Consider the following 12,354-nt stretch of genomic DNA (forward strand, 5'->3'; position numbering starts at 1 on the left):
TCGCCACCGCTCTGGAACTCTTAGCCCATGCAGCCGACGCAGCCCACGCAATCACTCCCCGCTCCAACTTTCGACGACGTACTCGACGCCGCGGCGCGCCTCGAAGGCGTGGCGCATCGCACGCCGGTGCTGAGTTCGAGCACGTTCAACGAGCGCACCGGTGCGTCGGTGTTTTTCAAGTGCGAGAACTTTCAGCGCATGGGCGCCTTCAAGTTTCGCGGCGCGTACAACGCGATCTCCCATTTCGACGCCGAGCAACGCAAGGCCGGCGTGCTGACCTATTCGTCCGGCAATCATGCGCAGGCCATCGCGCTGTCGGCGCGCCTTGCCGGCATTCGCGCGACGATCATCATGCCGCACGACGCGCCCGCGGCCAAAGTCGCGGCGACCAAGGGCTATGGCGGTGAAGTCATCACGTACGACCGCTACAAGGAAAGCCGCGAGGAGATTGGCCAGCGGCTCGCCGAGGAGCGGGGCATGACACTGATTCCGCCGTACGACCATCCGCATGTGATCGCGGGGCAGGGCACGGCGGTGAAGGAACTGATCGAGGAAACCGGGCCGCTCGACATGTTGTACGTGTGCCTCGGCGGCGGCGGGCTGATTGGCGGCAGCGCACTATCGGCGGCGGCGCTGAGTCCGGAGTGCACGGTGATCGGCGTCGAGCCGCAAGCTGGCAACGATGGTCAGCAATCGCTCGCGCGCGGCGAGGTGGTGCACATCGAAACGCCGCGCACCATCGCCGATGGTGCGGCCTCCACGCATCTGGGCGACTACACGTTCGCCATCATCCGCAAGCTGGTCGCGCGGATCGAAACGGTCACCGACGAGCAACTGATCGAGACAATGCGCTTTTTCGCTCAACGCATGAAGATCGTGGTCGAGCCGACCGGCTGTCTGGCGGCGGCGGCCGTGCTGAACGGTGTGGTGCCTGCGAAAGGCAAGCGCGTCGGCGTGATAGTGAGCGGCGGCAACGTCGACCTGGACAAGCTCGCGCAGTATCTCGCCTGACCGCTCGGCGGCGCGAAGCCGCCGCGATGTCTGCAAAAGCGGCCCGCCAGTCGAAATGGCGGGCTTTTTTATCAGCTCGCCGTTTGCACAATGGGCGCGTGCTGCGCCGTTTGCAGTATCAGATCGCGGTAGCCGTTCACTATCACGCTATATGAGAAGTATGCGAACAGCAGCGCGGACAGCACGTGGCAGGCGCGCAGCAAACCGGTGCCGGCCCGTTTGCGGCCGTGGCTGCCCAAGCCGCAAATAAACACTGTCCAGCACAAGCCGCCAAGAAAGAACCCGCCCAGGAATACCGGCGCCGTGGCCGCACTCGTCGCGCCGGCCTTGGCAATCAACGCGCCGCCCACCGCGGCGAACCACAGAATCGCCGACGGCGACGACACCGCCAGCAACACGCCGCGCAGAAAGCCGCGCCACGCCGAAAGATGCGGCGCATTGACGTCTGCCTCGCCGGCCACCGGCGGCGCCGAGGCCGGAAACAGGGCTTCGCGCGCCATCTTCCAGGTCAGAAAGAGCAGGATGGCCGCGCCGCCGATCCACACGACCCAGCGCACTGACTCGAACTGCAGCAGCGCGGCCATGCCGGCAAGCGCCAGTGCCGCATAAATCAGATCGCCGACACACGAACCCAGGCCGAGCCAGAAGCCAGGTTTGAATCCGTGCGACAGCGCGAGAGAAATCATCGCGACGTTCACGAGGCCGATGTCAAGGCACAGCGACAACGACAGGAAAAACCCGTCGGACATCATCGAAAAAGCATGCATCCGCGCAACTGCTCCATCAATCCTGTTATTCGGTTACGAGGGCGGCGCTCAGAGGCCCAGCTCGTTCCACAAGCTGTCGATTCGCTGCTTGACCGCCGCGTCCATCTCAATGGGGCGGCCCCATTCGCGGTCGGTTTCGCCCGGCCATTTATTGGTCGCGTCCAGTCCCATTTTCGAGCCGAGTCCAGCGACCGGCGACGCGAAGTCGAGGTAGTCGATCGGCGTGCGATCGACGAGCACCGTATCGCGCGACGGATCGACGCGGGTGGTGATCGCCCAGATCACCTCTTTCCAGTCGCGGATGTTGACGTCCTCGTCGACGACAACGATGAACTTGGTGTACATGAACTGCCGCAGGAAGCTCCAGACGCCGAACATCACACGCTTGGCGTGGCCCGGGTAGCTCTTCTTCATCTGCACGATGGCCATGCGGTAGCTGCAGCCTTCGGGCGGCAGATAGAAGTCGGTGATTTCGGCGAACTGCTTTTGCAGCAGCGGCACGAACACCTCGTTGAGCGCAACGCCGAGCACCGCGGGTTCGTCGGGCGGTTTGCCGGTGTAAGTGGAGTGGTAGATCGCGTCGCGGCGCATGGTGATGCGCTCGACAGTAAACACAGGGAACCACTCCCGTTCGTTGTAGTAGCCGGTATGGTCGCCGTACGGGCCTTCCAGTGCGTGCTCGTAGGCTGCCGACGCGCCTTTCGCCGGCCGCGGCGGCGCGCCTGCGGCAGCGGGCGCGGGCTCGCCTTGCTGCGGGTAAATGAAGCCTTCGAGCACGATCTCCGCGCGCGCGGGGACCTGCAAGCCGTCCACGCCGGGCGTGAGGCAGCGGGCGAGCTCGGTTCGTCCGCCGCGCAGCAGCCCGGCAAACTGGTATTCGGACAGCGTGTCGGGCACCGGCGTAACGGCACCGAGGATGGTGGCCGGATCCGCGCCGAGCACGACCGCGACCGGATACGGCTGGCCAGGATTCTTCAGCGCGAACTCGCGGAAATCGAGCGCCCCGCCGCGGTGCGCGAGCCAACGCATGATCAGCTTGTTGCGCCCGATCAGCTGCTGGCGATAGATGCCGAGGTTTTGTCGGCTCTTGTTCGGGCCTTTTGTGACGGTCAGGCCCCACGTGATGAGCGGGCCCGCGTCGCCTGGCCAGCAGGTCTGGATCGGCAGCTTTTCGAGGTCGACGTCATTGCCTTCCCAGACGATTTCCTGGCAAGGCGGCGCGCTCACGGTTTTCGGCGCCATGTCCCACACCGCCTTGGCGAGCGAGAACAGCTTGCCTGCATCTTTGAGCCCCTTGGGCGGCTCCGGCTCCTTCAGAGCCGACAGCAGCCGTCCGACGTCGCGCAGCGACTCCAGCGCCGCGCCATCGCCTTCGCCTGCCTGCGCGTCGATACCCATGCCGAGCGCGACGCGCCGCGGCGTGCCGAACAGATTACCGAGCACGGGGAACGCGTGGCGCTCCTGGTTCTCGAAAAGCAGGGCCGGGCCGCCGACGCGCAGTACGCGGTCGCACAATTCGGTCATTTCCAGGACGGGCGAGACCTTTTGCGGGATACGGCGCAGTTCTCCGATCGTCTCGAGACGGCCAACGAAGTCGCGCAAGTCTTTGTATTTCATCTGTTGCGGTTCAATGCCGCGAGCGGCGAAGAGGGAAAGGCGCCACGCTATTGCAGGCGCCAAAACGATTGTCGATTTTACCTGCGTTGGCGAGCGCACGTAGATCGGCCAAATGGCCTAGGACAAGGCGGGCAGGCAAAATTGCCCGGAAAGCGCTTGGCGCGGTCGTTCGAGCCCTCCGGAAGGGCTCCGTTATTACAATTAGTTATACATTTGCCTAGTTGTAGTGTTGACGATCTATAAAACCGTGACCTAGAATCCGTCCACGTTGGTTGCAGGGCGTGAACCTTTTACCACTGCCCCCGGTCCCATCAGACGCATCGCGTCACCGCTTACCGAAGCCCTGCACGGTATTCGTCGGTCTTATTGATGTCCTCGCCAGCGCCATCTGACGCTGGTTTTTCGCGTGGGAGCCACCGCCCGCATGCTGTGAGCGTGCCGCGGACCGCTTCAGGATGGCTCCCCACAAACGGTATTTGCCGTTTTCCCGACATTGCTGCTGCCCTAACCAGACAGAGCGCGCGATGTCTTGACTCTGCGAATGTGCGTTACCGCCTGTTTGTTCAGCGGAATTTGCGGATCATGCAACATGGGAGATCTGAATGAACGCCTGGTTATCGTGGCGTCCCGATGAGCGTATCGCGCAGGTTGTGCGCGGTGCAGTGCGTCGTGGGACGCAATTGAGTCATCACCTGTTCAGCATTGTCGGCGGCATAGCCGTCGTGCTGGCAATCGCGCTGTGGCTGATGCCCACGTGGCGCGGCACCCTCGCGGCCAAGCTCATGCCGGTGCTTTCCGCCGCCGTCCAGGCTGGCCCCGCGCGCCTGTTGCAGGGCAATCCGCTGCCGGCTTTCGGACCGCCGGGGCGTGCTGCTCCGGACGAAACGCTGTCTTCCAATACGAACGGCGCAGACGCGCCAGCCACCGCCAACAACGCCGGCGTGAGCGTCAGCAACACCAGTTATGACGGCGCGTTCGACGGCAGCGGCTCGGCCGGCATGGGCATCGCGGCGCTCAACGGGCTTGATCCACGTACCATGCAAAGCGTCGCCGCATTGGCCCGGCTCATTCCGGCGCAACGCGTTTCCGCCGATGCGCGCGACGACCGCGTGCTCGTTTCGTCGCGTGAGCAGGCGCTGGTGGCGTCGTACCTGGCCCGGCGCTACCGCGTCGCCCAGGAGCCCGTCGGCGAGCTCGTGAAGGCTGCCTTCGACACCGGACGCGAGGTCGGTCTCGACCCGCTGCTGCTGCTTTCCGTCATGGCGATCGAATCGGGCTTCAACCCCTACGCCGAGAGCGGCGTGGGCGCCCAGGGCCTGATGCAGGTGATGTCGAAGGTTCATTCGGACAAGTTCCAATATTTCGGCGGCGAGAGCGCGGCGCTCGAACCGCTGGCGAACATCAAGGTGGGCGCGCTGGTCCTGAAGGACTGCATTGCTCGCGGCGGTTCGCTGCCGGGCGGTCTGCGCCTCTATGTCGGTTCCACGTCGCCGGACGACGGCGGCTACGGTGCCAAGGTGATGGCCGAGCGCGCGCGTCTGCGCGACGTGGCGCGCGGACGCAAGGTGCCGATCAATGCTCCGCAGGCTCCGGTCATGACGGCATCGAACAACGCGCCGTCTCCTGCTGCGCCGGCTGCTGCAAACAGCAGCAACGGCAAGCGTGTGCAGGTCACGCTTGAAGGAAGTCATCCTCTGAGCGCCGCTGCGCCGTCAGCCAGGACGCCTGTTTCGGAGCAGGACGACGCCAGCGCGAACGCTCCCAAGCACGTGGCTTCGGCCGCGGAACTGGGCGCCTGAGCGTCCTGACCGGCGTAATGTCGATGGCTTGATGCAAAAGCTGAAGGCAAGAAAAAGGACACTCTCGAGTGTCCTTTTTTGCGTCTGCGGCTGGCTTTGCAGTTCGCGCCTTCGTGTCCTCGCGTTGGCGGGTTGTTGGGGCTGGTCTGCGCGCCTGGATCGCCGAAGCAGGACGCACGGTGCCCGGCTCGGGATTACGCGCCGTCGTCCTTGGCTAACGTCTAGTGTCGGCCGAACAGCCGCGCGAGGCGCTCAACCGCTTCTTCCAGCTTCGGATACGCCGTTGCGTACGACAGCCGGATGTACTGCCTGGGCGCATGCGTGCCGAAATCCATGCCTGGCACGAGCACGACGCCCGCGTCATGCAACATGGCTTTGGTCAGCGCTGAACTGTCGCCGGCGGCAGGGTGATTGACGGTTGAGCAGTCCGCATAGACGTAGAACGCGCCGTCCGGCATGACGGGCACGGTCAGGCCCAGCGACTCGAGCGCCGGCGCAATGAAATCCCGACGACGCTTGAATTCCAGACGACGCGCCTCGTAAGTCGCGATGGTCTGCGATTCGAAACACGCGAGCGCGGCATGTTGCGCCAGCGCGGACGCGCAGATGAAGAGATTCTGCGCAAGCTTCTCGAACGCGCCCACCATGCCCGGCGGCACCACGAGCCAGCCGAGGCGCCAGCCCGTCATGTTGAAATACTTCGAGAAGCTGTTGACGGTAATGACATCGTCGCCGTATGACAGCGCCGATACGGGCTTCGCGTCGTAGCTCAAGCCCTGGTAGATCTCGTCGACGATCGTAAAGCCGCCGCGCGAGCGCACAGCCTTCACAATGCGTTCGAGTTCGGCGGGCTCGATGGAGGTGCCGGTTGGGTTGGACGGCGACGCAAGCAGCACGCCGCGCGTGCGCTCGTTCCAGAGCCGTTCGACGTCGGCGGCGGTCAGCTGGAAGCGCTCGGCAGGGCCGCTCGGCACCATGACGGGCCTGCCTTCGGCCGCAATCACGAAATGGCGGTTGCACGGATAGCAGGGGTCGGGCATCAGCACTTCGTCGTCGCGGTCGACCAATGCCGCGCACGCCAGAAGCAACGCCGCCGAGGCGCCCGCCGTCACGACAATCCGCGCCGGATCCACGTTGACGCCGTAGACACTGGCGTAATGCGCCGAAATCGCTTCGCGCAACGCGTGCAGGCCGAGCGCGCTCGTGTATTGCGTGACGCCGCGGCGCAGCGCGTTCGCGGCTGCCTCGATGACCGGTTCGGGCGCGGTGAAATCGGGCTCGCCGATTCCCATGTGAATGATGTCGCGCCCGTCGCGCTCGAGAAGCGCGGCCTCTTTCGCCAGCTCCATCACATAGAAAGGCTGAATGGAGTCGACGCGGCCGGCAAGCCGCACAAGAGGTTCGGTCACGGAGCTCATACGGTTAAATCCAGTTCGAAAGCGGAAACCGGAGGGCGCCTCGCGCGTTCGTTCATGCGCGTGGCGCCCTCCTTTTAGCGATGCATCGCCTTGCAGCCGATAGTTGCTGCGTGACGACCGCGGCGTGGCGTACGCAACCCGGCCACAAGCTCACACGTCCTGCACGCTCGCGCCTGGCGGCCTAGCGCTTGCGAGCCGCTTCCGTCTCGGCCGCGCGCAGCTTGGCCGCCAGCTTGTCGAGCACGCCGTTCACATACTTGTAGCCGTCAGCGCCGCCGAACGTCTTGGCGAGCTCGACGGCTTCGTTGATCACTACACGATAAGGAATGTCGATGTGGTTCTTCAGCTCAAATGCGGCGACCAGCAGCACCGCGCGTTCCACTGGCGAAAGCTGATCGATCGGACGATCGAGGCACGGAGCGATATCGGCGGACAGCGCCTCCGAATCGCGGATCACGCCATGCAGAATCGCGTCCAGGTGCTCATGGTCCGCTTTGTCGAAGCCCTGCGCGCCGCGCAGTTGCGCGTCGATCTCACCGCCGGGCGAACCCGACAGCAGCCACTGATAAAGCCCCTGCGTGGCCAGTTCGCGGGAGCGTCGGCGTGCGCTCTTCATGCCTCTTCCTCTTCTTCGTCTTCCTCTTCGTCGTCGCCGCCCAGCTGTTCGAGCGCGACCGCGAGATTCGCCATTTCGACTGCCACGCGTGCCGCGTCACGGCCTTTCTCGGTCATGCGAGCGACGGCTTGCTCGTCGTTTTCCGTGGTCAGCACGGCATTCGCCACCGGGATGCCGAAATCGAGGCCGATGCGCGTAATGCCGGCACCGCTTTCGTTCGAGACGAGTTCGAAGTGATACGTCTCGCCGCGAATGACGGCGCCGAGCGCGATCAGCGCGTCGAACTGCGCGCTCTCGGCGAGCTTCTGAAGCGCCAACGGGATTTCCAGCGCGCCCGGCACCGTGACGAGCAGCACGTCTTCGCCCGTCACGCCGAGGCGTTCCAGTTCTTCGATGCACGAGTCCGCGAGGCCGTTGCAGACGGGTTCGTTAAAACGCGCCTGAACGATGCCGATGCGCAGTCCGTCGCCGTCGAGGTTCGGTTGGTATTGTCCGATTTCCATGTTGATTCCGTAGTGTTTGAGTGGGCGCGAGGCGCGTGAATGGTCGGATCAGCCTTGTTGCGGAGTCTCTGCGGTACCGCCGGGCATGGGCACGAAGCCGGTGACTTCGAGACCGTAGCCCGACATGCTGCCCAGCTTGCGCGGGTTCGACAGAACCTGCATCTTGCCCACGCCAAGCTCGCGCAAGATCTGCGCGCCGATGCCGTAGGTCTTGAAGTCGACGGGGCGCCGCTTCAGTGCGTCTGCTTTTTCCTTCGAGTCGAACGCCTTGAACACGTCGATCAAATGCTCTTTCGAGTCGCCGCAATTGAGCAGCACGATGACGCCGAGTTCGCGCGAGGCGATCTCTTGCATGGCCGCGTCGAGCGTCCATGAATGCGTGGATTCGCCGACTTCGAGCAGATCCAGTACCGACAGCGGCTCATGCACGCGCACGGGCGTGTCCTCTTCGGGCGTCGGCGTGCCGCGCACAAGAGCGATATGCGGCTGGCCGCTCGGCTGGTCCAGATACATGACCGCGCGGAACGCGCCGTGCGCGGTCTGCATGGTGCGCTCGCAAATGCGCTCCACGATCGATTCGGTGCGGCTGCGATAGTGAATCAGATCGGCGATCGTGCCGACCTTCAGATCATGCTGTTTTGCGAACTCCATCAAGTCGGGCAGACGCGCCATGGTCCCGTCGTCCTTGATGACTTCGCAGATTACCGCAGCCGGCGTCAGGCCGGCGAGCGCGGTCAGATCACAGCCTGCTTCGGTGTGACCGGCGCGCACGAGCACGCCGCCTGGCTGAGCCATGATCGGAAACACGTGGCCCGGCTGTACGATGTGTTCGGCCTTCGCGTCCGGCGCGACTGCCGTGGCGATCGTGCGGGCGCGGTCGGCGGCGGAAATGCCGGTGGTCACGCCCTCGGCCGCTTCAATGCTGACCGTGAACGCGGTTCCATACTGCGTGCCGTTGCGGTAAGTCATGAGCGGCAGGTTGAGCAGCTTGCAGCGTTCCTGCGTGAGCGTCAGACAGATCAAACCGCGGCCGTAGCGGGCCATGAAGTTGATCGCTTCCGGCGTGACGAATTCGGCGGCGAGCACGAGGTCGCCCTCGTTTTCGCGATCTTCTTCGTCGACGAGGATCACCATACGGCCGGCTTTGAGTTCGGCGATGATCTCTGGAGTGGAGGCGAGCGTCATGGTGGCGAGTTTTTCGGGAAAGCGCGTATTTTACGCCACGCGCGGTCCCAAGTCGCCTCCGCCGGATGGCATATACCGTTTGGCCGACTGGCGATGCATTATCAGCCGTTGCTATGCTCGTCGAAACGATGGGCGCATGAACCGGTGCGAGGCGGCAGCACGCCGCGGGCAGCCCATGCGCGGCCGGCGGTCGCCGGCACTGGTGATTTAGTGGTGCGCTGTGGGGTCGTTACTTCGGCGCGTTGAGCATCCGCTCCACATACCGCGCAATGAGATCAATCTCCAGATTCACCGGCGTGCCTTCGCGCAGATGCTTGAGCGCGGTTACTTCCACCGTGTGCGGAATCAGATTGATCGAGAACTCGCAGCCATCGTCACGATCTTTAACCGAGTTGACGGTCAGACTCACGCCGTTGACAGTGATAGAACCCTTGTACGCGAGATAGCGGCCAATCTCGCGCGGCGCCAGCACGCGCAGCTCATGCGACTCGCCGACCGGCGCGAAATGCGTGACTGTGCCGAGGCCATCCACATGACCGGAGACAATGTGCCCGCCGAGCCGGTCGTGCGCGCGCAGCGCCTTTTCCAGATTGACCTCGCCCACTTCGCCGAGGCCCGCCGTGCAGTTCAGGCTTTCGCGCGAGACGTCCACTTCGAAGGAATGGTCGGTTTTCGCGACCACGGTCATGCAGGCGCCCTGAATGGTGATGCTGTCGCCGAGCTGCACGTCGGCGAGATCGAGGCCGCCGGCTTCCACGTTCAGGCGCACGCCCGCGTCGCCGTTCGTGCCGAGCGGCTTGACTGACTCGATGCGGCCCACGGCCGCGACGATTCCTGTGAACATCGTACTAATCCTCGATCAAAACGAAACGGGTTGGGACGCGGCGTCGGTCCCGGCTGTGGCGCCGGCTGGCAGAAGGCGCGCGAGAATCCGCAGATCGTCGCCGATCCGCTCGACGTTGTGAAACGCCAGCTTGACGCGGCCTTCCAGTGTTTCGGGCGCGCCCAGGTTGAACATGCTCATGGAGTCGATGCCGAGCAGGCTCGGTGCGAGGTAGACCAGCAGTTCGTCCACACAGCCTTCGCGCAGGAGCGAGCCGTTCAGCTTGTAGCCGGCTTCCACGTGCAGCTCGTTCACCTGGCGTTCGCCGAGCACCTTGAGCATGCCGGGCAGGTCCACCTTGCCGGCTGTGTTGGCCATTTCGACGATCTCCGCGCCGCGATCGCGCAGCGCCTGCGCACGCCCAGCATGCCGCTCGTCCAGATTGCCGCAGAAAATCAACGTGGGTGCGCCGGCCAGAATCTGCGCCTGCGGAGACACGTCCAACTGGCTGTCGACCAGCACACGTTGCGGCTGGCGTGGGGTGTCGACGGCGCGCACCGTCATACGCGGATCGTCTTCCTTGACGGTGCCGATACCCGTCAGAATCGCCGACGCGCGGGCGCGCCACGCATGGCCGTCGGCGCGTGCCGCTTCGCCGGTGATCCACTGGCTGATGCGGGACGGCAAGCCGGTGCGGCCGTCGAGCGACGCGGCCACTTTCATGCGCACCCACGGCCGGCCGCGCGTCATGCGCGACACGAAGCCGATGTTCAACTCGTGCGCTTCGTTTGCGAGCAAGCCGCAGCGCACCTCGATGCCGGCGTCGCGCAACATGGCGAGGCCGCGCCCCGACACGTGGGGATTCGGGTCTTCCATGGCGGCGACCACGCGCCCGACCTGCGCTTCGATCAGCGCGCTCGCGCACGGCGGCGTGCGGCCGAAATGACTGCACGGTTCGAGCGTGACGTAAGCGGTTGCGCCGCGCAGATCGTGACCGCGCGACCGCGCGTCTTTCATCGCGCGGATCTCGGCATGGTCCTGGCCGGCCGGTTGCGTGAATCCTTCGCCGATCACTTCGCCGTTCTGGACGATCACACAGCCCACGCGCGGGTTCGGGTCGGTGGTGTACATGCCGCGCTTCGCAAGCGCGAGCGCGCGTTCCATATGGACGAAGTCGGTTTGCGAGAACATCGGTGTCTGGTGGGTGCGGTGGCTGGGGCAGGTAGTGGTGTGAAAGCGTCAGGCGGTCAGCGACGCGAACGCGCCACGCGCCGCTTCGATCGTGGCGTCGACGATAGCGTCGTCGTGTGCGATCGAAACGAAGCCCGCCTCATACGCCGAGGGCGCGAAGTACACGCCGGCGTCGAGCATCTTGTGGAAGAACGCATTGAAGCGCGGCACGTCGCTCTGCGTGACTTCGGCGAAGCTCGTCGGAATGGACTCGGTGAAGTAAAGCCCGAACATGCCGCCGAGCGAATCCGCCGTGAACGGCACGTCGGCTTCGCGAGCGGCTCGTGCCAGACCTTGCGCAAGACGGGTCGTGCGCGCGGCCAGCGTGTCGTAAAAGCCCGGCGCCTGAATGAGTTGCAGCGTCTTCAGACCCGCGGCGACCGCGATCGGATTGCCCGACAACGTGCCCGCCTGGTACACGCCGCCGAGCGGCGCGAGGTGAGCCATGATGTCGCGCCGTCCGCCAAAGGCCGCTGCCGGCATGCCGCCGCCGATGACCTTGCCGAGACACGTGAGGTCGGGCGTGATGCCGTATACCTGTTGCGCGCCGCCGAGCGCGACGCGGAAACCGCACATCACCTCGTCGAAAATCAGCACCGAGCCGTATTCGGTGCACAGGCGCCGCAATGCTTGCAGGAAGTCGGGCGTCGCCCTGACCAGGTTCATGTTGCCCGCAACGGGCTCCACGATCACCGAGGCGATTTCATTGCCGAAGGCTTTGAACGCTTCTTCCAGTGCCGCGACGTTGTTGTATTCGAGAACCGTGGTGTGTTTGGCGATGTCGACCGGCACGCCCGCGGAAGTGGGATTGCCGAACGTCAGCAGGCCCGAGCCGGCCTTCACCAGCAGGCTGTCCGCATGGCCGTGATAGCAGCCTTCGAATTTGACGATGCGGCTGCGGTTCGTAAAACCGCGCGCGAGGCGCAGCGCGCTCATGGTCGCTTCGGTGCCGCTCGACACCATGCGCACCTGCTCGATGGATGGCACGAGCTTGCAGATTTCCTCGGCAATTTCGATTTCCGATTCGGTGGGCGCGCCGAACGAGAAGCCGTTGGCGAGCACGCGCTGCACCGCTTCGAGGACCTCGGGATGCACATGACCGAGAATCATCGGGCCCCAGGAGCCGATGTAGTCGATGTAGCGCTGGCCGTCGGCGTCCCAGAAGTAAGGCCCTTGTGCGCGTTCGATGAAGCGCGGCGTGCCGCCGACTGAGCGGAACGCGCGCACCGGGGAATTCACGCCGCCTGGAATGGTGCGTTGCGCGCGGTCGAAGAGGCTTTGGTTTTTGGACATGGCGATGACTGGATTGAGTTGCGCAGCGGCGCGGTTCGCATGCTGGCGGTTCGCGCGGCGCCGGAGTAGGTGAGGAAATTGTACCGGAGTCG

General features: G+C 64.6%; 11 protein-coding genes. 2 read left to right on the forward strand and 9 right to left on the reverse strand.

Annotated features, from left to right (window positions below):
* Positions 1 to 27 precede the first annotated feature (27 nt).
* Complete coding sequence (locus A3AC_RS0121740; RefSeq protein ID WP_025601351.1) at positions 28 to 1,011, forward strand: threo-3-hydroxy-L-aspartate ammonia-lyase; 984 nt, start codon at positions 28 to 30, stop codon at positions 1,009 to 1,011.
* Between the two features lie 71 nt (positions 1,012 to 1,082).
* On the opposite strand, the gene A3AC_RS0121745 is transcribed toward A3AC_RS0121740, so the two are convergent.
* Positions 1,083 to 1,778, reverse strand: coding sequence for a LysE family translocator (locus tag A3AC_RS0121745; protein ID WP_025601353.1), 696 nt, complete (start codon positions 1,776 to 1,778; stop codon positions 1,083 to 1,085).
* 48 nt (positions 1,779 to 1,826) lie between these two features.
* On the reverse strand, positions 1,827 to 3,395 hold the full coding sequence (locus A3AC_RS0121750) for a UbiD family decarboxylase (RefSeq protein ID WP_025601354.1): 1,569 nt from the start codon (positions 3,393 to 3,395) through the stop codon (positions 1,827 to 1,829).
* A 602-nt stretch (positions 3,396 to 3,997) separates the two neighbouring features.
* Between A3AC_RS0121750 and A3AC_RS0121755 the strand changes: the two genes are divergently transcribed.
* Positions 3,998 to 5,194 (forward strand): lytic transglycosylase domain-containing protein, encoded by a 1,197-nt coding sequence (locus A3AC_RS0121755; RefSeq protein WP_025601358.1) that lies wholly within the window; start codon positions 3,998 to 4,000, stop codon positions 5,192 to 5,194.
* A gap of 221 nt (positions 5,195 to 5,415) precedes the next feature.
* Here A3AC_RS0121755 and A3AC_RS0121760 read toward each other — a convergent pair whose 3' ends face one another.
* The 7 genes from A3AC_RS0121760 to hemL form a co-directional block, all read right to left on the reverse strand.
* Positions 5,416 to 6,612, reverse strand: coding sequence for a pyridoxal phosphate-dependent aminotransferase (locus A3AC_RS0121760; protein ID WP_025601360.1), 1,197 nt, complete (start codon positions 6,610 to 6,612; stop codon positions 5,416 to 5,418).
* 181 nt (positions 6,613 to 6,793) lie between these two features.
* Positions 6,794 to 7,228 carry a transcription antitermination factor NusB gene (gene nusB, locus A3AC_RS0121765; RefSeq protein WP_025601362.1) on the reverse strand — a complete coding sequence of 145 codons (435 nt, stop codon included), beginning with the start codon at positions 7,226 to 7,228 and terminating at the stop codon, positions 6,794 to 6,796.
* Positions 7,225 to 7,731 carry a 6,7-dimethyl-8-ribityllumazine synthase gene (gene ribH, locus A3AC_RS0121770; protein ID WP_006050161.1) on the reverse strand — a complete coding sequence of 169 codons (507 nt, stop codon included), beginning with the start codon at positions 7,729 to 7,731 and terminating at the stop codon, positions 7,225 to 7,227. The genes nusB and ribH overlap by 4 nt, the downstream gene beginning before the upstream one ends.
* 48 nt (positions 7,732 to 7,779) lie before the next feature.
* Positions 7,780 to 8,916: a bifunctional 3,4-dihydroxy-2-butanone-4-phosphate synthase/GTP cyclohydrolase II gene (ribBA, locus tag A3AC_RS0121775; protein ID WP_025601364.1), complete on the reverse strand. Its 1,137-nt coding sequence runs from the start codon at positions 8,914 to 8,916 to the stop codon at positions 7,780 to 7,782.
* A gap of 229 nt (positions 8,917 to 9,145) precedes the next feature.
* A complete protein-coding gene (locus A3AC_RS0121780; RefSeq protein WP_025601369.1) occupies positions 9,146 to 9,760 on the reverse strand; it encodes a riboflavin synthase in 615 nt (204 codons plus the stop codon).
* A gap of 15 nt (positions 9,761 to 9,775) precedes the next feature.
* Positions 9,776 to 10,930, reverse strand: coding sequence for a bifunctional diaminohydroxyphosphoribosylaminopyrimidine deaminase/5-amino-6-(5-phosphoribosylamino)uracil reductase RibD (gene ribD, locus A3AC_RS0121785; RefSeq protein ID WP_025601372.1), 1,155 nt, complete (start codon positions 10,928 to 10,930; stop codon positions 9,776 to 9,778).
* A gap of 48 nt (positions 10,931 to 10,978) precedes the next feature.
* A complete protein-coding gene (gene hemL, locus A3AC_RS0121790) occupies positions 10,979 to 12,262 on the reverse strand; it encodes a glutamate-1-semialdehyde 2,1-aminomutase (RefSeq protein ID WP_025601374.1) in 1,284 nt (427 codons plus the stop codon).
* Positions 12,263 to 12,354: the final 92 nt, after the last annotated feature.

The organism is Burkholderia sp. WSM2230 (genome assembly GCF_000472445.1).
Classification (GTDB): domain Bacteria; phylum Pseudomonadota; class Gammaproteobacteria; order Burkholderiales; family Burkholderiaceae; genus Paraburkholderia.

Coding starts and splice junctions, on each gene's coding strand:
- ribBA (WP_025601364.1), bottom strand. CDS start 8,916: ATGACGCTCGCCTCCACTCCAGAGATCATCGCCGAACTCAAAGCCGGC.
- nusB (WP_025601362.1), bottom strand. CDS start 7,228: ATGAAGAGCGCACGCCGACGCTCCCGCGAACTGGCCACGCAGGGGCTT.
- A3AC_RS0121755 (WP_025601358.1), top strand. CDS start 3,998: ATGAACGCCTGGTTATCGTGGCGTCCCGATGAGCGTATCGCGCAGGTT.
- ribD (WP_025601372.1), bottom strand. CDS start 10,930: ATGTTCTCGCAAACCGACTTCGTCCATATGGAACGCGCGCTCGCGCTT.
- A3AC_RS0121760 (WP_025601360.1), bottom strand. CDS start 6,612: ATGAGCTCCGTGACCGAACCTCTTGTGCGGCTTGCCGGCCGCGTCGAC.
- A3AC_RS0121740 (WP_025601351.1), top strand. CDS start 28: ATGCAGCCGACGCAGCCCACGCAATCACTCCCCGCTCCAACTTTCGAC.
- A3AC_RS0121750 (WP_025601354.1), bottom strand. CDS start 3,395: ATGAAATACAAAGACTTGCGCGACTTCGTTGGCCGTCTCGAGACGATC.
- hemL (WP_025601374.1), bottom strand. CDS start 12,262: ATGTCCAAAAACCAAAGCCTCTTCGACCGCGCGCAACGCACCATTCCA.
- ribH (WP_006050161.1), bottom strand. CDS start 7,731: ATGGAAATCGGACAATACCAACCGAACCTCGACGGCGACGGACTGCGC.
- A3AC_RS0121745 (WP_025601353.1), bottom strand. CDS start 1,778: ATGCATGCTTTTTCGATGATGTCCGACGGGTTTTTCCTGTCGTTGTCG.
- A3AC_RS0121780 (WP_025601369.1), bottom strand. CDS start 9,760: ATGTTCACAGGAATCGTCGCGGCCGTGGGCCGCATCGAGTCAGTCAAG.